The organism is Acinetobacter sp. CAU_H_29a_1, assembly GCF_058599505.1.
Genome location: NZ_CM178655.1, coordinates 732,574 through 751,003, shown reverse-complemented (window position 1 = coordinate 751,003; position 18,430 = coordinate 732,574). Strand labels below are relative to the sequence as shown.

20 protein-coding genes and 2 pseudogenes are annotated in these 18,430 nt (G+C 41.2%); 5 read left to right on the top strand and 17 right to left on the bottom strand.

Going from position 1 to position 18,430, the window contains the following annotated elements; translation table 11 throughout:
• Positions 1–10 precede the first annotated feature (10 nt).
• On the bottom strand, positions 11–814 hold the full coding sequence (locus AC4MDD_RS03820) for a sulfite exporter TauE/SafE family protein (RefSeq protein WP_201706705.1): 804 nt from the start codon (positions 812–814) through the stop codon (positions 11–13).
• Positions 815–842: 28 nt separating this feature from the next.
• On the opposite strand from AC4MDD_RS03820, the gene AC4MDD_RS03815 reads away from it, so the two are divergent.
• Together AC4MDD_RS03815 and AC4MDD_RS03810 are read left to right on the top strand one after the other, a co-directional pair.
• Positions 843–1,598 (top strand): biotin--[acetyl-CoA-carboxylase] ligase, encoded by a 756-nt coding sequence (locus AC4MDD_RS03815; protein ID WP_176538503.1) that lies wholly within the window; start codon positions 843–845, stop codon positions 1,596–1,598.
• 16 nt (positions 1,599–1,614) lie between these two features.
• Complete coding sequence (locus AC4MDD_RS03810) at positions 1,615–2,346, top strand: type III pantothenate kinase (protein ID WP_491882319.1); 732 nt, start codon at positions 1,615–1,617, stop codon at positions 2,344–2,346.
• Here AC4MDD_RS03810 and AC4MDD_RS03805 read toward each other — a convergent pair.
• Positions 2,337–2,936 (bottom strand): RBBP9/YdeN family alpha/beta hydrolase, encoded by a 600-nt coding sequence (locus AC4MDD_RS03805; protein WP_491882318.1) that lies wholly within the window; start codon positions 2,934–2,936, stop codon positions 2,337–2,339. The genes AC4MDD_RS03810 and AC4MDD_RS03805 overlap by 10 nt on opposite strands.
• A gap of 181 nt (positions 2,937–3,117) precedes the next feature.
• On the bottom strand, positions 3,118–4,524 hold the full coding sequence (ffh, locus tag AC4MDD_RS03800; protein ID WP_010327404.1) for a signal recognition particle protein: 1,407 nt from the start codon (positions 4,522–4,524) through the stop codon (positions 3,118–3,120).
• A 138-nt stretch (positions 4,525–4,662) separates the two neighbouring features.
• Between ffh and AC4MDD_RS03795 the strand changes: the two genes are divergently transcribed.
• Entirely contained in the window at positions 4,663–5,472 is an 810-nt protein-coding gene (locus AC4MDD_RS03795) for a cytochrome C assembly family protein (protein WP_201706707.1), read from the top strand.
• Between the two features lie 71 nt (positions 5,473–5,543).
• Here the strand turns inward: AC4MDD_RS03795 and AC4MDD_RS03790 are convergent.
• From AC4MDD_RS03790 to AC4MDD_RS03780, 3 genes and pseudogenes are all read right to left on the bottom strand, one after another.
• A pseudogene (locus AC4MDD_RS03790) lies at positions 5,544–6,490 on the bottom strand (IS5 family transposase).
• Complete coding sequence (locus AC4MDD_RS03785; protein WP_491882317.1) at positions 6,487–6,768, bottom strand: hypothetical protein; 282 nt, start codon at positions 6,766–6,768, stop codon at positions 6,487–6,489. The pseudogene AC4MDD_RS03790 and the gene AC4MDD_RS03785 overlap by 4 nt, the downstream one beginning before the upstream one ends.
• Before the next feature lie 345 nt (positions 6,769–7,113).
• The gene (locus AC4MDD_RS03780; RefSeq protein WP_491882316.1) at positions 7,114–8,142 is read right to left on the bottom strand and encodes an IS701 family transposase; all 1,029 of its coding nucleotides are present in this window, start codon (positions 8,140–8,142) and stop codon (positions 7,114–7,116) included.
• Between the two features lie 111 nt (positions 8,143–8,253).
• On the opposite strand from AC4MDD_RS03780, the pseudogene AC4MDD_RS03775 reads away from it, so the two are divergent.
• Both AC4MDD_RS03775 and AC4MDD_RS03770 read left to right on the top strand, forming a co-directional pair.
• Positions 8,254–9,840, top strand: a pseudogene (locus AC4MDD_RS03775) (ATP-binding cassette domain-containing protein).
• A gap of 62 nt (positions 9,841–9,902) precedes the next feature.
• The gene (locus tag AC4MDD_RS03770) at positions 9,903–10,838 is read left to right on the top strand and encodes a tRNA dihydrouridine synthase (RefSeq protein WP_491882315.1); all 936 of its coding nucleotides are present in this window, start codon (positions 9,903–9,905) and stop codon (positions 10,836–10,838) included.
• Here the strand turns inward: AC4MDD_RS03770 and AC4MDD_RS03765 are convergent.
• The 11 genes from AC4MDD_RS03765 to AC4MDD_RS03715 all read right to left on the bottom strand — a co-directional run bounded on the left by AC4MDD_RS03765 (position 10,835) and on the right by AC4MDD_RS03715 (position 18,039).
• On the bottom strand, positions 10,835–11,890 hold the full coding sequence (locus AC4MDD_RS03765; RefSeq protein ID WP_491882314.1) for a DUF1176 domain-containing protein: 1,056 nt from the start codon (positions 11,888–11,890) through the stop codon (positions 10,835–10,837). The two genes, AC4MDD_RS03770 and AC4MDD_RS03765, sit on opposite strands and share 4 nt — an antisense overlap.
• A 38-nt stretch (positions 11,891–11,928) precedes the next feature.
• Positions 11,929–12,333, bottom strand: a complete 405-nt coding sequence (locus AC4MDD_RS03760; protein WP_491882313.1) for an NUDIX hydrolase — start codon at positions 12,331–12,333, stop codon at positions 11,929–11,931.
• Positions 12,334–12,430: 97 nt separating this feature from the next.
• On the bottom strand, positions 12,431–12,877 hold the full coding sequence (locus AC4MDD_RS03755) for a YybH family protein (protein ID WP_058870190.1): 447 nt from the start codon (positions 12,875–12,877) through the stop codon (positions 12,431–12,433).
• A gap of 110 nt (positions 12,878–12,987) precedes the next feature.
• Complete coding sequence (locus AC4MDD_RS03750; RefSeq protein WP_004695228.1) at positions 12,988–13,323, bottom strand: YegP family protein; 336 nt, start codon at positions 13,321–13,323, stop codon at positions 12,988–12,990.
• 233 nt (positions 13,324–13,556) lie between these two features.
• Positions 13,557–13,922 (bottom strand): 5-carboxymethyl-2-hydroxymuconate Delta-isomerase, encoded by a 366-nt coding sequence (locus tag AC4MDD_RS03745; protein WP_078426117.1) that lies wholly within the window; start codon positions 13,920–13,922, stop codon positions 13,557–13,559.
• 139 nt (positions 13,923–14,061) lie between these two features.
• Positions 14,062–14,400, bottom strand: coding sequence for a zinc ribbon domain-containing protein YjdM (locus AC4MDD_RS03740; RefSeq protein ID WP_004695225.1), 339 nt, complete (start codon positions 14,398–14,400; stop codon positions 14,062–14,064).
• Between the two features lie 177 nt (positions 14,401–14,577).
• Complete coding sequence (locus AC4MDD_RS03735) at positions 14,578–14,928, bottom strand: DUF488 domain-containing protein (protein WP_491882312.1); 351 nt, start codon at positions 14,926–14,928, stop codon at positions 14,578–14,580.
• 58 nt (positions 14,929–14,986) lie between these two features.
• Complete coding sequence (locus AC4MDD_RS03730; RefSeq protein ID WP_010327413.1) at positions 14,987–15,433, bottom strand: SRPBCC family protein; 447 nt, start codon at positions 15,431–15,433, stop codon at positions 14,987–14,989.
• A gap of 169 nt (positions 15,434–15,602) precedes the next feature.
• Entirely contained in the window at positions 15,603–15,989 is a 387-nt protein-coding gene (locus tag AC4MDD_RS03725) for a ribonuclease E inhibitor RraB (protein WP_004695219.1), read from the bottom strand.
• A 150-nt stretch (positions 15,990–16,139) separates the two neighbouring features.
• Entirely contained in the window at positions 16,140–17,096 is a 957-nt protein-coding gene (locus tag AC4MDD_RS03720; RefSeq protein ID WP_491882311.1) for an SNIPE associated domain-containing protein, read from the bottom strand.
• A gap of 277 nt (positions 17,097–17,373) precedes the next feature.
• Positions 17,374–18,039, bottom strand: a complete 666-nt coding sequence (locus AC4MDD_RS03715; RefSeq protein WP_491882310.1) for a pseudouridine synthase — start codon at positions 18,037–18,039, stop codon at positions 17,374–17,376.
• Positions 18,040–18,430: the final 391 nt, after the last annotated feature.

Genomic DNA, 18,430 nt, shown 5'->3' with positions numbered 1-18,430 from the left:
GTCAAAGAAATTAAGAACTAAAACCTTGATAAATAAAATATAAACCAACTACCACCAACAAACCAGCAAAACACTTTTTCAACATCGCAGGCGATAAAAGATGCGCCACTTTCGCACCAGACTTTGCGGTGATAAAACTCATGACCGCAATCCCGAAAAATGCATAGACATGAATATAACCAATGGTATTTGGTACATTGACCTCAGCCCGATGCCCGAACCACATAAAACCTATAGCGCCAGCCACTGCAATAGGTAAGCCACAAGCCGCAGACGTCGCCACCGCTTTTTGCATAACCACACCATGACGGTTTAAGTATGGCACCGTCAAACTCCCCCCACCAATGCCAAAGATCGCAGAAGCCACACCAATGCCTGCACCGACAAATAACTGTTTACCCGTAGACGGTAACTGACGCGATGGATCGACCTCAACATGCGCGCCACTAAACATTTTGTACGCCACCCAAACCGCAAAAAAACCGATCAGCAGTTGTAAGCCATGTCCTGACATATAGTCTGCAATGCCCGCACCTAAAAAAGCACCCATAACTAAACCTGGGGCCAAATTGCGAAACACAGACCACAACACGGCTCCACGTTTATGATGTGCACTCACTGAACTCATTGACGTGACAATAATAGTCGCTAGTGATGTGCCAACCGCCATGTGCATAATGACGCTCGGGTCATAGTTCAAATGAGTAAACACCACATATAAAATCGGGATGATAATGAGTCCACCACCGACCCCAAATAGCCCCGCAGCAAAACCAGCGATTGCGCCAATCAGTAAATATATGATTAACTCCATGATCATTTTTCACTTTTCTCAGATTCATATGGATTTAGAGACACGCCAATTACAACAGCTTCTCGCTGAAGCACAGCAACTTCCTGAAGTTTTATTGCTCAAGCCAGTTACCACATCCACCAATGATGATGTGCGTGAAATTGCGCAAAAAGGGATTCAGAGCGTTTTGGTCTGCAGTACACGACAAACTCAAGGTCGTGGACAGCGCCAACGACAATGGGTTTCTCCTGAAGGAAACATCTATTTAAGCACATTACTACAGACCAAAACACCTATAGATGGGCGCTTGGCTTTAGAAATTGCGTTAAATATCTTGCAAATGCCGAGTTTGCAGGGCCTTGCTCTGCAAGTGAAATGGCCAAATGACCTTTACAGTGCTCAAGGTAAATGGGGCGGAATTTTAGTTGAACCACTGTCGAGCCACCAAGCTATTATTGGGGTAGGTATCAATATCAACCAAGTCGAAGATACTCAGCTTGATCAAGCCACCAGCTCACTTGAACAGCTGGGTTTAGCCCAAGCAGATCGAATTAGCTTAATGGCAGAACTGTATCTGGCGATTCAACAGGCAGGCCTATGGTTCACCCATAATAGTGCAAATCTGACTTCTCGTTTCAATCATTACGCAGCATTTATGCAGCAACAGGTTGAATTTGAACATATGAAGGGTCTGTCTCAAGGCCTATTCTTAGGCATTCAAGATGATGGTGCGGTACAAATTCAGACCACCAATGGTGTTGAAAACTTTTATCAAGGCCGTTTACGCCCAGTGACCCCTGTTTAAATGATTGAGCATCATCATGAAAAATTTATGGTTAGATATTGGTAATACTCGTCTGAAGTATTGGATTACGCAGGAAGATCAAATTTTGGAACAAGGGGCTGAGTTACATTTACAGTCCCCTGCCGATTTACTTTTAGGTCTAATTCAGCATTTTAAAAACTTAAACATCCAACAGATTGGCGTTTCTTCGGTTCAGGACAAAAAAAATAATGACCGAATCCGTAGACTTTTAAAAAGTTTAAATGTGCCGATCATCTTTGCCCAAGTGCAGGCCAACTATGCTGGCTTACAATGCGGCTATGAACAGCCTGAACAACTCGGGATTGACCGTTGGCTGCAAGTGTTGGCAGTCGCACGTGATCCTGAGCAGAACTATTGTGTCATTAGTTGTGGTACGGCGCTAACCATCGACTTGGCGGATGGTTTGCAGCATTTGGGCGGCTATATTTTACCCAACCTCTACTTACAACGAGACTCGCTGATCCAAAACACCAAAGGCATTAAAATTCCAGATGCGGCTTTTGATGAACTGGGGCCTGGTCGTAATACCATCGACGCAGTTCATCATGGAATTTTGCTCGGCTTGGTCAGTACCATTGAAAAAGTCTTGCAACAGTCTCCACGCCAGCTGATTTTAACTGGCGGTGATGCACCTGTATTTGCGCGCTATTTGGCAGAGTATGCACCATGCATTGAAAATGATTTATTACTTAAAGGGCTACAATATTATATTCAGCATCAACTCTGAGCCACCGCCTGCTGTTGTAAAAGGGGTTTTAAGGTATTGAGCAGTAGCTCAAATTCAGCATAGCCATTTTCACGCATAAAATGCCCTGCACGTTTCACCTCCAGTACCTCTGCACTCAAGAAGTGCCCAAAGGTAAGTGCCAAAGGAGGTGGAACATAAGAGTCATTATTGGAAAACATAAATACACGTGAAGCGATGTGAGAGTGGAGTATACCGCTGTCCAACTTCGCTTGCGCAATAAAGCCACTTAACTCAGGTAAGCTTTTTAAAGCCGCTTTAAAGCCCGCAATACAGAAGATCGCTTTGATTCGACGTTCACGCAGTTTACTACTGAGATAATGTAAAGCTGCTAGACACCCCAAACTATGCGCAATGATGATGGTATTTTCATCCAAAGTGGTCATTTGCAGGGCCAAAGCCTGTTGCCATTCTTCGAAATGTGGTGCATCGCTGTGCGGGAGCACTAAGCGTTTTACTTCAGCATGCAGATCCATCTGACTGAGTTTTTGACTTAGCCACGGAAACCAATGGTCATTGGGCGATGCTTGATAGCCATGCACAATATAGATATGTTGTTTTGATCCATTCATTTTCAACTTCTTATTATAATGTTTGAAAAGAATAAATTTTACGCAACTTTCAAGCCATAAACAGTGCGTTTTTGTTATTGATTGAGGGTATTGAAAATACACATAATATTTTCCATGACTCACAAAACAACAGAAAAAAAAGGCGCTCAACGCGCCTTTTTCTGAAATGGTAAGAAGCAGATTACTTTTTATCGTTCCCACCAAATAATGGTCCCATTCCGCCGCCACCACCAAACTGTTTTTGCATACCGCTTAATGATTTCATCATTTTTGCCATACCCGATGGATTGGCAAATTTCTTCATCATTTTAGCCATTTGCGCATGTTGTTTAATCAACTTATTGACTTCAACGACATCCATACCACAGCCTGCTGCAATGCGCTTTTTACGGCTTGGGTTCATCAGATCTGGATTGCGGCGCTCTTTGATGGTCATCGATTGGATAATCGCTTCCATCTTTTTCACTTGCTTTTCAGGGTTCGCTTGCGCCAATGCATCTTGAATCCCTGCATTGCTCATGCCAGGCAACTTATCCAAGAAACCCATCATGCCGCCCATTTTATTCATTTGCTCAAACTGCATTAGCATATCTTCAAAGTTGAAGCTGCCACCTTTTTGCAGTTTTTTCGCCATTTTTTCGGCTTTTTCTTTGTCGACTTTACGCTCAAGCTCTTCGACTAAAGAAAGTACGTCACCCATACCCAAGATACGCTGTGCAACACGTTCAGGATGGAATGGCTCTAAGGCATCGAGCTTTTCACCCATACCTAAGAATTTGATTGGCTTACCTGTGATTGCACGTACTGAAAGCGCCGCACCACCGCGCGCATCACCATCAGTTTTGGTCAGAATCACACCCGTTAATGGCAGTGCATCATTGAAGGCTTTGGCTGTATTTGCCGCATCCTGACCGGTCATTGCATCGACCACGAACAAAGTTTCAGTTGGCTTAATCGCCGCGTGAAGCTCTTTGATCTCGTCCATCATTTCATCGTCTACGTGTAGACGACCTGCAGTATCGACAATCAAAACATCCGCAAACTGAATTTTGGCTTGTTCAATTGCACGTGTTGCAATGGTAATTGGTTTTTCGTCAGCACTCGATTCAAAGAAAATCGCGCCAACTTCACCTGCAACGGTTTGTAGCTGTTTAATTGCTGCTGGACGGTAAACGTCGGCAGATACCATCGCTACTTTTTTCTTTTGACGTTCTTGTAAGAAGCGAGCAAGTTTTGCAGCCGTTGTTGTTTTACCTGCACCTTGTAAGCCCGCGAGTAGGACTACAACAGGAGGTTTTGCTGCAAGATCAAGGCTTTCATTTGCCTCGCCCATCATTTTTGTTAATTCGTCATGCACGATTTTAACAAATGCTTGGCCCGGCGATAATTGAGTCATGACCTCTTGACCCAACGCCTCTTCCTTAACTTTCGCGATAAATTCACGAGTTACAGGAAGTGCAACATCGGCTTCAAGAAGTGCCATACGTACTTCACGTAGGGTATCTTTAATATTGTCTTCGGTTAGCTGCCCAGAGCCAGTAACATTTCTTAAACTCTGCGTGAGTCGTTCCGTTAAGGTATCAAACATTGCAAAATCCGCTTAAAATTGCTAGTTGCAAAAAAATCTTTCTTAAAATAGAAAATTTATGCATAGAATGCTATAGGATACTGTAGTTCGCACCGAATTTATATAAATGAATATTCATCATCCTGAAAAAGGTTTGACATGATTAGCCTGCCCTTGGTTTACACCATCTTAGCATTAGTCGCTTATACCACCTCTTTTTGGTATTTGTTTCTCAAATTAATGGCTAAACGTGATCCAAACCATTGGTTTATTGGCATTATTTTAGGCTTAGGCTTATTACTGCATGCAACTGTTTTGTACCATGACATGCTCACGCCGATGGGAGTGAATTATGACGTTTTTGTCTTAATGTCATTTACATCGGGGCTCATGTTGTTACTTAGTCTACTCTATAGCACTTATCGTCCAATTCTAGCTTTGAACCTGATTGGCATTCCTGTGGCTGCTACAGGACTCATTTTAGGTTTTGCCTTTAGCCAGTCCACTCAATTTATTGAACAGCGCTCATTGGGTTTAGATATTCATATTATTTTATCGCTGTCGGCCTATGCGGTGCTACTCATGGCGACCATACAAGCCGTGATTTTATGGTTCCAAGATCGTGAGTTAAAGAACAAACAGAAGAAACGCTTTTGGGTTAACTTACTGCCCTCTTTTCAAGCGATGGAGTCTTTACTGTTTGACTTAATTAAAACGGGGTTTCTTTTACTAACCGTGGCGTTGGTGTTTGGTTTCTTTACTATCGATAACTTTTTTGCCCAACATCTGGCACATAAAACCGCTTTTAGTATTATTTCTTGGTTTGTGTATGGGGCTTTACTCATCGGACATTACCGTTTTGGTTGGCGCGGTCAAAAAGCGATTCGTTTTACCTTAATTGGATTCTTCTTGTTGGCTATAGGTTTTATCGGATCTAAGTTTGTATTGGAAATGATTTTAGGTCGATAAAGTCTTTTTAGTTTTACTAGGCTTTGTTGCACAAACATTCAAAAGCTAAACTTCTTCCAAGTTATCTAAATTTAAGTGGCAACTTGGGTAAGTGGTCGACCTAAATCTGTAAATTTATTTAATACGGCCACACGTGCATGAATCTCATTGACTTGGCTTTGAAAGTTTCTCGCACGGAGTTTATCGCCTAATAATTTGATGCAATGCATCTTGGTTTCTATCAGACTTCTGCGATGATAGCCTGACCAGTTTTTCCATATTGTTCTTCCTAAACGTTTAACTGTTCGAAGTAATTCATTTCGCTCTAGCGAGCTGGTCTTTGTATCTTTCCAAGGTTTCGCATTTTTTCTTGGCGAAATCACCGCATGTGCTTGTCGGTCTGCAATTACTTGACGGCATTGCTTGGTGTCATAAGCCCCATCAGTATAGACAGAGTCAATCTGCTCATCTTGTGGAATCTGATCGAGTAAATCACCAAGCACTTGTGAATCACTCACATTATTTGTAGTGAGTTGAATAGCGCGTATTTGAAGGGTTTCAGCATCTATACCAATATGAAGTTTACGCCATTGGCGACGATATTCAGGTTGGTGTTTCTTACGCTTCCATTCATCTTCGCCTAGAAACTTTAAGCCAGTAGAATCGACGATGAGCAATATATTGCGCAAGGCAGTCCATTGCAACTCTTCTCATAGTTAATTGCAATATCAATATGCTTTTGTCTTCTGCAGATGGTGGAATAGTCTGGTGCTGTCCAATCTAATCTACAAAGATGAATGAGACTTTGCACAAAGCCAGTGACCATGCGTAAAGAAAGATGAAATAAGGATTTGATCATTAAACAGCATTGGATGGCTGTATCTGAATAAGTTTGATTTCGACCATGTTTACCTTTGGGTTGAGCGTACCATTGAGTCTTGGGATCAAACCAAATTGAGAGATTTCCTCGATTTATTAATGCACTGTTATAAGAAGACCAATTGGTTGTACGATAGATTTTAGGTGTGGGCTTATTCATTTGAGAATTATATTGTGGAATAAGCCTTTAGAGATAGGTTTGTGCAACAAAGCCTTTTTATATGCTGGTTCTTCATAAGCGCCTTCTTGAAAATATCCTCCCATTGCTAGAGAAGATTCAGAAAGCAATACTTTGTCTTTAGTTTTTGTTAAACAGTAGCTAAAGCCAAAATTTTCAATATTAATTTCATCTTTTTTAAATATATCTACTTCTATTTTTTTTGAATAACATGAACTTGCAATAAAACAACTGAATATAAATAAAAGAAATTTCATCATCTTAAGTTCCAAAAAAGAATATCTGTGGTTCTGACATTTGGTCTATCATGAATAAAATAACAACTATCCCTATCGTGCGGGTTGTATTCACATCTACAGGAAGCTTCGATTAGTATGTGACAGAGTTCTGTAGCCTATAGCATTGATTGATAAATCTTAAGTACGTAAGAAAGATAATAAAATGGATCATTTTTTATCCATCCGTTATAATGGCTAAATATTTACCCCCCTTCTTCCAATTTAGAGTAACGCCAATGAAGTAAGTCTTATTTTCCGTCAAATCTAATTTATGTGTTTTCTGACGTGCAAAATAAACTTATTTACTACTCTAGGACTTACGCAGTATTATTTATAGATTCTCTGTGGTAGCAGATGATTTTTATCGAGAATAAAGTCATCAATGAAGTTTTTGATAACTGGTCTAAATAATTTCTTCTGCCAACGATATACATTTTCAAAGATCCGCTCAAACTGGTTCTTTTGTATCTCGACGTAGGCCATCAAGGCTGAAAAAATATGATTCAAAATCAGTTTAGATCGTCTTACTTGAAACTTTTCAATATGACAAACCTGTTTAATCACCCGGTGATATTGCTCTATTTTCCAATGACTTGAATGTAATTCATGAAAACCCTCAAAGGACAATAAATCATCTTCATCTTGATGCACAATATAAAACCTCTGCTGTTCTTTTAACTGAGTCTTAAATAATTGTACAAAGCCAAAATCTTTGAGCCAGACCACTTGACCCTGATGGAAATTCGGCAATAAACGCAGTTGAAACCATTGTCCTTTTTCTGGGGAAACCTTACGGTTACAGTCGATACCAAACATAAATCGAATACCATGTTTTCTTATGGTTTTTAGATTTGCAATCGATGAATACCAACTATCACCTGTAATGAATTGAATCTTTGCACCCCAACTGAGTACTTCACTTAACATATCCATAAAGTAATCATTCTTGGTTTTACTTTCAGATTTGTCATAAATTCGGAAATTAATTGGAATATTTTGACCATTTTGATCTGTCGCATACAAGGTAATGAGATTAATACCCTTGACGGATCGGTGGTGTTTGCCTGACCAAAAATAGCTAACTAAGTCCATATGCTGACTATACGGTTTATCTAAAACAGTATCATCAATACTGACTATAAGTTTATTATTATCAATATGTTGAATTGCTTCCTGATATAGGTCGTGAGGTGTGTAGTCTTCACGCTCTAGAAAGCGATTTACACTATCATGCGAGATATTATAAGTCTCGGCAAGTTGTGTGCAGCTAATAGAGTTCGGTTCTGTCATGAGAAAGCCCATATAAATGGGTAGAGTACAAGTTGCTGTAGAAGCATGTTTAATTCGTCTGATCACAGATACTTTATAAAGTATTTTAATACTTTTTTGAATCCGTCAATGCGTAAGTCCTATACTCTATATCTCTATAAAAATTTATTTTGTATGTCCTGTATAAAGGAGTCTTCAATGACCCAACAGGCCTGTACTGTAAAAAATTTCGGCGTTCAATTTGCTCATGAACCACTTTTTCAGCATTTAAACTTTGAATTGCCCGCTGCCCAATGTTCAGCGCTGATCGGACGCAATGGTCAAGGCAAATCAATATTAATGTCCCTACTCACTCAGGCGCACATGCCCAATTATGCGAGTGGCGAAGTGATTTAGCGTATGCCATTTTCCTACTTAAGTCAGCTCGAGCGTTTAAGCAACTGTACGCTTGCCGAAGCCCTTAATATTGCTGACCTGTATGTAAGTTTTCAGCGTATTGAACAATCGACTGCGAGCTTTGAAGACTATGATCGCGTCGAACATGCATGGCATCAACCCACTGAATGGTTGAAATTGCTAGAAAGTGCCAACTTACCTACAGATCTATCTAGCTCAGTTTCTCAACTCAGTGAAGGTCAGAAAACCAAACTGGCACTGTGTCGCCTTTTTTTACAAACTGAGCATTATTTACTTCTTGATGAACCCAGTAATCACTTAGACCATGCAAGTCGTGCGTGGTTAAGTCAAAAAATCCTTCAACATCCTGCGGGCTGTTTAGTCATTAGCCATGACCGCACATTGTTAAATCAAATCTCCAATACCTATGTTTTAAATGATTTTGGCTTGCAACACTTCCGTTGCAACTATGCCGAGTATCAGTCACACACAGAGCAACACCAGCAGGCACTACAACACAATATCTCGCAAGAGAAACGCGAACTAAAACAATTACAAGTCCAACAGCATGAGCAGCGCATGAAAGCTCAGAAAAGGCAAAAGTCTGGGAAGAAATTACGAAGCTCTGGTTCTCAAGCCAAAATCCTACTCGACTTTAAAAAAGAACGTGCGAGTCAAACCTTATCGGGAGTCGCGCAGCAACAACTTCGCCAAAAGGAACAAGCGCAAGATGAGCTCAAAAACAAACAGCAGCAACTAGAACAGATTAAGTCACAAAAGTTTGATTTCCATTTTCAACCTAAACAAACTGGTGAAATTCTTCGTTTGAAAGAAGTGGGTTTAGCAGCACTTTCTATCTCGCCTATTTCTTTCGCCTTACACAACGGAGAAAAAATCCAACTGCGCGGCCAAAATGGTTCAGGTAAGTCGACCCTACTTCGTGCCATTCAAAATCATAGTCATGTTCAATCGGGAGACATTTTTAAGCGTGGAGCATCGTTATATTTAGATCAAAACTTTAGCCTACTGAATCCAGAACTGAATGCGGTACACAATTTACAATTATTGAATCCGTCTTTGTCCGATGAGGAGTGTCGGAATCAATTGGGGCAACTTCGAATTCGACGAGATAAGGCTCTGCTTCCCATCTCACTACTCAGTGGCGGTGAACAACTCAAAGTCGCTTTACTGTGTATCAGTCTCGCAGCACAGCCTGTGGACTTACTGTTACTGGACGAACCCGAAAATCATCTCGACATCAACTCAAGACAACTGTTGGCACAGGCTATACGCGATTTTACAGGGGCGGTTATTTTAGTTTCACATGATGACGCCTTTGTCGAGGAGACACAGATTCAAAGCTATTTCGATTTAACCCAAACGCATTAGACTAGACAGCGTGATCGGATTTGCGTATAACACCGTTTTTCTATTTGACTGGTGACACCGCTGTGAAACTCATTCTTGCACCAATGGAAGGCTTAACCGACCCAATCATGCGTGATGTGCTCACGTCTGTAGGTAGCTTCGACTGGTGTGTGACCGAGTTTATCCGTGTGACCAATTCGGTCTTACCCGATCATATTTACCACCAGTATTGCCCTGAATTACTCAATGGCGGAAAAACAGCGGCGGGAACACCCGTGCATGTGCAGTTTTTGGGTAATGACCCTGAAATGTTGGCTGCCAATGCCATCCGTGCAGTGAAACTCGGTGCGCCCGCCATTGATATGAATTTTGGCTGTCCAGCCAAAACCGTGAACCGTCACCGTGGTGGCTCGGTGCTTTTAGATGAGCCAGAAGTAGTACATGAACTGGTCAAAGCAGTACGTGATGCGGTTCCTGCACATATTCCTGTTTCTGCGAAAATGCGCTTAGGCTATATGGACCGACATTTTATGTTGGACAATGCTCATGCCATTGAAGATGCAGGTGCGGCGTGGGTTACCGTGCATGCACGTACCAAAGCCGATGGTTATACCCCACCCGCTTTTTGGGATCAGCTCCGCCCGATTCGTGAAGCTTTAAAGATCAATGTGATTGCCAATGGCGAAATTTGGAACAATACAGACGCGAAACAGTGTCGCTTAGAGTCTGGCTGTGAAGATTTGATGATTGGACGTGGTGCCGTGACCACACCCGATTTGACCCAATGTATTCGTCAAAATATCGATACACCTTTGCTGACATGGAATGAGCTACTGACCTTACAAATCCGTTTTTTAAACGGCGGCTATAAAAAAGAAATGAATATGGTCGGACGTTATAAGCAATGGCTTGGCATGATGTCTAAACACTATCCTGAAGCCAAAGCCCTATGGGATGAAGTCAAACGTATCAAGCCGCTGGATGACATTATTCTTAAACTAAACGCAAGCTCGACTTAATCCGTTCGCGCAACGATCGCGACATAAGTGGGTAAGTTCCACGCACCACCTGCAAAGCCTTTACATTGCTGCGATTGTGCCTGATAACTGAGGACAAAAGCCTTTCCATTCCAAGCCCACTCGGAACGAATACCACAGTCTGCGATACCCCGCCCTTTTTGCTCTGAGAAAATTTGCGCCTCACTAAAACTTGAGCCTGATGTGGTGACTTGCTGCTGAATCTTTTGTAATGCTTTGTCCATGACCCAGTAGCCTAGACCTTCATTATACGCTCCACGCCAACATGGCACTTGAACCACCACTTGTTCCGCATTCAGCGGATAGACTGAAACCCGATCTTCCTCAAAAAACTGTGCCTCATAGAGATTTGGACAGCCTTGTTCATCTGTTTTTGCTTTTAACTTTTTAAAGAGTTGATTGGCAATCTTACTGTCCACGGCAAAGTGGCTGGCAACCGCAGGGCGATACCCCGTGATGCCAATTTGGGGGATGGCTTTGGGTTGTAAAACATTTTGCTCAGACTGATTGCCTTTTTGATATACCGCGTTCGGTGTATTTACACGCTTTTGTATATCATCCATTTTGAGCAAAACTGCATTTGCCCCAGCAGTTGAAATTTGCCATTGCTGTGCTTGGGTCGTGAGACGAATATCTTCCGCACCCACCAAAGCCTTTAGCAACTGCGCACTTTGAGCACTGGACAGTTTCGCTGTACTTTTCTTGGCATCGATGGTCAGACTCCCCAGAGATGTTCCTCCTACATTTAAACTGGCTTCAGTATCCTGCGTAAACTCCTCAGCCACTTGAATTTGGCTGAGCACCGCACTGCCTGCACCTGCCGGACGAGAAATCAGTAATGAAACTGGATGACCAAACTGAGCATCACTTTGATACCCTACCGCGCGGCACATACCCGTATTATCACAGGCAAGCTCCCAGTCTTTATGCATAAAATAGTTACCCGTTTCAGCATGAGTCAACTGGCTCAAGGCACTCATCAGCAACACACCAATAATGGGACTATTTCGTTTTATGATCTTATTATTCAACATATGCACTCACTCCACTTTAGAGGAATATAATCTTGCACTCAAAAACTGCGGCTTTGCACGATACCTGTATAATTTAAACAATCTTCAACGCGTATCCGTTGTACTTTCGACAGCTGATCTATATCAAACCAAGCATAAGCCGTATGTTCATCACTGAGCCTGATCTCAGCAGATGCAGCCAAATGGCATCTAAAAATAAAGGCATGCGAGGTCACTGCCGAATGAAAATACACACCCGATAAATAATCGATCTGAACTTGACAACCGAGTTCTTCTTGGCACTCACGCAGCAAAGCCTGATGAATAGTTTCTCCCATATCCAAGGCTCCACCGGGCAGCCCCCAAGCCTGATCGGCATAATTGGCTTTCAGTAATAAAACCTGTCCTGCATCATTGGTTAGCACCGCATGAGAACTCAGTCGGTAAAAGTCTTGAAATGCCATAGATACCTTCTTCTTAAGTTGTTCATGTTGTCATTCAAACATAGCCCAGCAAAACGGAGGTGGCTCAATCTGTATCCAATCTAAAGCTTTAGCGAGCTCAGTCTGGAAAATGAATCGGCTTTGACATTTTAGTTTCAAAGTCCACAGGCACCGAAATATGCTGATGGGCAACCAACCACTCACCTGCCGTTTTTTGAAAACATAGCGTGGTTCTGCACCAAGGAATCTCTGGGGTTGCAACGCCACTGGCATGATCCAATTTAGAATAACAATGTAAAAAAGCTAAACCGTCACGACTAAAAATATTGATATTACGCCTGAACACTTTGATTTCCCCCTGAAAAAATGGGGCATATCGTCTCCACAATTCTTGATAGGCTTGCACGCCTTGCAGCTCAAACCCAATATCAAACAAGCTGACATCACTCTGACAAAGACGAATGATATTTTGTACATCCATTTTACAAATGGCATCATCCCATTGTTTGAGTTTGAAGATAATTTCATGCCCTGCATGCTCATCTCCAACTAATCGAAAATCCACATCACACTCCCACACTACAAATCAAACCGCATAAAAAAACGCGTGCGCCATCCATAGCAAACACGCGGTTTTCTTTAATTCTTAAAACAAGCAAAATATGTAATCTGATCTTAAGTCGTCAAATCCTTAATCGTGGTACTTGAACCATTGTTTTTGACCGACTCAATGCCTTTATCTCGAGATTGCTCACTGGCATAAAACTGACTGGTACCAATAATCTGATGATTGGCAGCCTTTAAGTTAAAATAAGGTTTGCCATTTTTGGCTTCTAAGCGTTCATAACGCGTATCATCGGGGCTATTTTTTTGCACCGACTCAATTCCATTATGCGCTGACGCTTTTGCTTTATACAGTTCACTGGTCAAAATGACCTCGCCATTTCCCGCTTTTAAAACAAAGCGATATTGGCCATCATTTGCCTGACTTACTTCGTACCATCCTGACATAAGCTCACCTATTGTTATTTTAAAGTGATTGTAGACCCACTAAAACTGAATAAAAAAACATCCAATTTCATAAAATATAAATGACTTCTTTTATAAAAAAAAGTGCATTTACTACCAGCCCAAATTTTATTTTTTTAAAATAACAGCGCTATATGAATAACGCATGACAGCTACAAACCGTTTAAATGACACGCGATATCGGCCCAATAAACGGTTTGGCGCTCTTCCTAATTTTATGCTTTTAATACCAATTTGCTATAACTGCTTTTTGGCATTTCAATAATTTCTACACAAATTTGTACCGTTAAATCCTGAGGGGCTGTAAAGTTTTGCTGCAATGTTTTAAGTAATTTGCTCGAAATGGCACACTTAGTGGCTTCATCTCGTCCGCTTAATAAAGACACTTTGGCATGCAAATAAGCCTGCGCATCGCCTTCTACCCCAATCACAAAATCGGACTGTCGAATGGCACGACTTTTGATGTCATTGCCCGATTGTACAAACTGACCATCCAGCAAAGCTTGGTTTAACGCCAGTAACATCGGCTTAACATCAAGGGTGTCGATATTATCTGAATATTCAAGGTGGATATGTGGCATAACGTATTCTTCAACAGTTTTTATCTTTATAGCATGCTGTGCTGGTGTTTCAACGCTTAAATGTCTTTTCAAAATGTCTAAAAAACAAAAACGGAGTCCAATTGACTCCGTTTTAATCTCGAGCTGCAAACTCAGCGCATTAGGCTTTTTTCACATACTCAGATTTCAGTTTCATCGCACCGACACCGTCGATCTTACAGTCAATGTCATGACCATCTGCGGCATCTGGCAATAAACGAATATTTTTCACTTTGGTTCCGACTTTCACCACCGATGACGAACCTTTAATTTTTAAATCTTTAATCACCGTTACCGTGTCACCGTCAGCAAGTAAGTTGCCGTTGGCATCTTTAATTGCTACCACTTCTTCAGTTGCTTCTCCCTCTTTCCATTCATTTGAACATTCAGGGCAGATCAGCAAGTCACCATCTTCATAGGTATATTCGGACTGGCATTTTGGGCAGTTGGGTAAAGACATAAAAACCTCAAAAATAAAAAAATAAGCAATTCACATTGCTCAAAACGCCAATATAGCATTTTTCAGATGAAAACGATGCGAATCACATATTTATTTTAAGGCTTTAACTTTGTCACAGGATGAATAAAATAAAACCTAAAAAATATAAATTTCCCTGTAGTAGCATCAGCTCAACACTTACTTTTGTTCCAAACACTGCTTCAAAATCACCACATGGTTATGCTGTTCTTCTTTGGCTGCGGTGAGTAACGTGATCTGCTCACGCACCGCCAATTGGCGCAAATCATTCAACTCGGCGGAATGTGCTTCCAGTTCTTTCATATAACGGACTTTAAACTCATCCCAGTGTGCCACCATGTCTTGGTGATACCATTTCCGTAGTTCATTGGATGGTGTGAGAATTTTTGGCCATTCATCTATTTTTGCCTCAAGTTTTGAGACCCCTCGTGGCCACAACCGATCAACCAAAACCCGTTTACCATCCTCGTCCTCAATAGGCGCATAAATCCGCTTCATGCGTATTGGCATGCAGAACTCCTTTTATTCTTTTGTGCAACTTATTCTATTGTTCAACAATGACGAAGCACTATTCATCGGGAATGTCTGGATTCACTAAAAAAGCCAAGAGTTGCAACGACTCTTGCCAGCCCAGATAACAGCCATCGACAGGAATCACATCGGGTAAACCAGACTGCGTAATATGAACCTCAGTACCGACAGATACTTCTTTGAACTCAACACGCACTTCAATTTTACCTGCTAGTTCAGGTACATCGAACTCATCGGTATAGCGTAATAAACTGTTTTCAACGATTTCATGATAAGTACCATGAAATGAATGCTGCATGCCTGTACTGAAGTTAGTAAAAAACATACGATATTGACCACCTTCACGCAGATCAAACTGATCTACATGTGCGGTAAAGCCATGTGGTGCCATCCATTTCACTAATGCATCTGCAGTGGTAAAAGCACGATAGACGCGCTCGACGGGTGCACTAAATACGCGGTGTAATTGAACACTATTTGACATGATTTTTCTCGTTCTTTTCAAATATTCAGATTTAGTTTAAAACGCTCAAACCCACATACTGTATTTTTTTGTGCATCTTTTTTTAAATAGCCAAACTCGGCCCGCTGGCTTTTCTACCCACCAATAAAAAAAGCATGTTTTTCAACATGCTTTAAATTTGACCATTTTTTTAAGCCTGACCTTGCTCATAGTCCTCGTCATCTTCGTCGTCATAGACATAGGCCATACAGCCCCAGCCATCATATTCGCCACCAAACTGTTCTGCAATTTTAGTAAACCATTGTTCTAAGTCGACAATGTCTGAATACTCAGGTTCCATATACACATAGATGGTAATAATCCACTCAGATACATCGCTTTCTTCATCGACAAACAACGTGATTTTTTGCTCTTCTTGTAATAAATACAACGCACACTTTTCTGCTTGTGACTGTTCTTGAAAGGCAATCGAATATTCTATTTCATGCGGTTCCGATAGGTCGTCGCCATCCTCAGCCATTTGCCAAAGTACATTTCCGTTATCATCATCTGGATATAATTCATAATCACGTGTCATGCGTATGTCCTTGTTATCTTTTTAGCCAATATATCGTTGGCAAGTGACAAAATAGTGACTTCAACATAGCATATTTTGCTCATTTTTATAGCAGTTACGTCTGATTTCTCGAAGGTTGTTTAGACTTTATTTCACGCTGGCTTTGCCGTGTTAGTGTAAAATCCGATGCTCAACTAAAATGTCCGCTTGAAACTGTAAATCACTGCTTTTTAAGTTTTCTAATAAGGCTGCAAATTTGAGTTCTTCTAGGCGTAAAGCCAAATAACTGTCTTGTATCTGAGTATGACCAAAGGCCGCACCATAGTGATTGATAAGGGTAAAGTCATCCTGCAAAGCTTGAATCAAAAGGCCAAGATTGTCTTTGCTCACACGCTGTAAATAAAAGTCTGCTTTCGTATTAAACAACTGTGAAACCAAGACCATCATCGATAATCGTCGATGTTCATCCATAAAGGCGCAGGTCACAACGTCGTTTTGCTCAACTGCACGAATCACCTGTTGCCGAACTTTCAGTAAATGGCCGGCCGCATCCATTTTCCCGTAGCCTTCAATGAGTTCATCTAACAACTGCTCCGAAGGCAGTTGATAACTCTGGCTGTAGGTTTCAATTTTATGGTGTAGGGCCTTTGATATTTCAGCCAGATGTTGTCGTTCTTCAGCCATGTGAAAAAAAGCACCCAGTTTTTCTCTGGCGCGCAGCATGCTCATTTCTTTGGCTTTACGCTCATATTCCGTTAAGAAGTGATGTACTTTTTCGATACGCTGCCGACATTGTTTGAGCATTTGTTCAGCATCAAATTTAACCGTTTCAGCAAACAATTCAACTTGGTTGTGCCGTTCAATCACATAGTGTTCGACATCAATAATTTCTTGGTAAGGACTCAAAGTTTCGTTTCGTTGTCTGAGTGTTCCAAGCTCAATTCTTAAACTGGTCAGCCGATGTTGTAATTCACTTTGCTGCTGTTCATAAACTTCTAAACTGTTTCGACTGCGCTCTAAATTGATTTCTAAGGATTCAATCTTCTTTTTTTGGGCAAGGCTGTGTATTGTTTGCCGACATATAACCGCACACAGCAGGACAAGAATGACAGCGAGTACATAAAGCATGGCCTATCTCCCTAAGGGAATGTCATTTTTATTTTAAAGACTCAGCTGTAAGAACACATGAAACTCAAACAGTAAGCCTTGGAACAGACAAACATATTTTCATTCAATTTCAATCAGTCATGACGATGGCCAAAAAGCCAAACTCAAATGTTAATTTCAACAAAGATAAGCACACTGGATAAAAGTGCACTTACACAACTTACGCTAACGGTTTTTTAAACTGCCCGATATCCCAAATTTTAAGTATTTCTCAAAATATAGGCAAAGTGTGACACAGTTAGAATGGCACACTTCCATGAATCGCGACCGCTTTCCCACTTAAAGGCTGCTGAAAGGCGAGAAAACTGGCATGTAAAGCCATACGTTTTAATGGACTCCGTGTCGGCTCAGGGTGATACAACTTATCCCCTGTAATTGGATGCCCAATATATTGCATATGCACACGGAGCTGATGTGAACGCCCCGTAATTGGGGTCAGTAAAACTCGCGTAATATCGGTCTCAATGTCATAGCTAAGAGCTTGATAAAGTGTTTTTGCAGGTTTGCCCAACTCAAAGTGTACGATCTGCCGTGGTCGATTTTCCCAGTCAGTAATCAGTGGTACTTCAACACAGCCTTCGGCATCCAACTGGCCTTGAACTAAAGCAATATAGTGTTTATCCACCGTGCGGGCTTGAAACATTTTGCTGACGGCAACTTCGGCATCGCGGTGCTTGGCAAACATTAAAATTCCCGAGGTCGCCATATCTAAACGATGGGTAATTTTGGCATGTGGGTACTGCGCTAAAACCCGTAAATAGGCACTGTCTTGGTGTTCTGGTAAACGCCCCGGTACAGACAACAAGCCCGCAGGCTTTTCAATCACCACCAAATCATCGTCTTCATAAACGATCACCAAGTCTTCTTGGGGTGGTGAATATATAAAGTTGTCATTTAGAGCCATAGGAATAACAGCATACAAAAGCGAGCGCGAAAAATAGCAAGCTGTGTTTCTGCTGTCAATCATTCACCAAATATGGAAAATAGCCTTAATCCTAGGCGTCCATCACCCTATATAAAGCCAACTTTTTAGCAGGGCTGATGGATTGAGAGCTTAAAATAAAATGATGTAAGTGAAACTACAACAGCAGAATTTTTCGGTTTTATCGGGAAATATTAAAATTTATTTTTTTTGATTTATCTTTTATTCGAGTTCAAATTTTTTAGGGTGTCTGGGAAAACATATTGTTTACTTCAACTATCATAACTTTGTAAGTAATGATCTTATAGCCTATAAACTTTTGATTTATAGCGTCCTAAGCCGAATCAAGACCTTTTGGGTAAGTACTACTCAC

What these genes read in the sequence shown, in the direction of transcription:
- AC4MDD_RS03720 (WP_491882311.1), bottom strand. Translation starts at nt 17,096, where the DNA reads ATGCTTTATGTACTCGCTGTCATTCTTGTCCTGCTGTGTGCGGTTATA.
- AC4MDD_RS03795 (WP_201706707.1), top strand. Translation starts at nt 4,663, where the DNA reads ATGATTAGCCTGCCCTTGGTTTACACCATCTTAGCATTAGTCGCTTAT.
- AC4MDD_RS03740 (WP_004695225.1), bottom strand. Translation starts at nt 14,400, where the DNA reads ATGTCTTTACCCAACTGCCCAAAATGCCAGTCCGAATATACCTATGAA.
- AC4MDD_RS03715 (WP_491882310.1), bottom strand. Translation starts at nt 18,039, where the DNA reads ATGGCTCTAAATGACAACTTTATATATTCACCACCCCAAGAAGACTTG.
- AC4MDD_RS03730 (WP_010327413.1), bottom strand. Translation starts at nt 15,433, where the DNA reads ATGTCAAATAGTGTTCAATTACACCGCGTATTTAGTGCACCCGTCGAG.
- AC4MDD_RS03785 (WP_491882317.1), bottom strand. Translation starts at nt 6,768, where the DNA reads ATGATGAAATTTCTTTTATTTATATTCAGTTGTTTTATTGCAAGTTCA.
- AC4MDD_RS03815 (WP_176538503.1), top strand. Translation starts at nt 843, where the DNA reads ATGGATTTAGAGACACGCCAATTACAACAGCTTCTCGCTGAAGCACAG.
- AC4MDD_RS03760 (WP_491882313.1), bottom strand. Translation starts at nt 12,333, where the DNA reads ATGGCATTTCAAGACTTTTACCGACTGAGTTCTCATGCGGTGCTAACC.
- AC4MDD_RS03750 (WP_004695228.1), bottom strand. Translation starts at nt 13,323, where the DNA reads ATGTCAGGATGGTACGAAGTAAGTCAGGCAAATGATGGCCAATATCGC.
- ffh (WP_010327404.1), bottom strand. Translation starts at nt 4,524, where the DNA reads ATGTTTGATACCTTAACGGAACGACTCACGCAGAGTTTAAGAAATGTT.
- AC4MDD_RS03805 (WP_491882318.1), bottom strand. Translation starts at nt 2,936, where the DNA reads ATGAATGGATCAAAACAACATATCTATATTGTGCATGGCTATCAAGCA.
- AC4MDD_RS03735 (WP_491882312.1), bottom strand. Translation starts at nt 14,928, where the DNA reads ATGCCAATACGCATGAAGCGGATTTATGCGCCTATTGAGGACGAGGAT.
- AC4MDD_RS03765 (WP_491882314.1), bottom strand. Translation starts at nt 11,890, where the DNA reads ATGTTGAATAATAAGATCATAAAACGAAATAGTCCCATTATTGGTGTG.
- AC4MDD_RS03810 (WP_491882319.1), top strand. Translation starts at nt 1,615, where the DNA reads ATGAAAAATTTATGGTTAGATATTGGTAATACTCGTCTGAAGTATTGG.
- AC4MDD_RS03745 (WP_078426117.1), bottom strand. Translation starts at nt 13,922, where the DNA reads ATGCCACATATCCACCTTGAATATTCAGATAATATCGACACCCTTGAT.
- AC4MDD_RS03820 (WP_201706705.1), bottom strand. Translation starts at nt 814, where the DNA reads ATGGAGTTAATCATATATTTACTGATTGGCGCAATCGCTGGTTTTGCT.
- AC4MDD_RS03725 (WP_004695219.1), bottom strand. Translation starts at nt 15,989, where the DNA reads ATGACACGTGATTATGAATTATATCCAGATGATGATAACGGAAATGTA.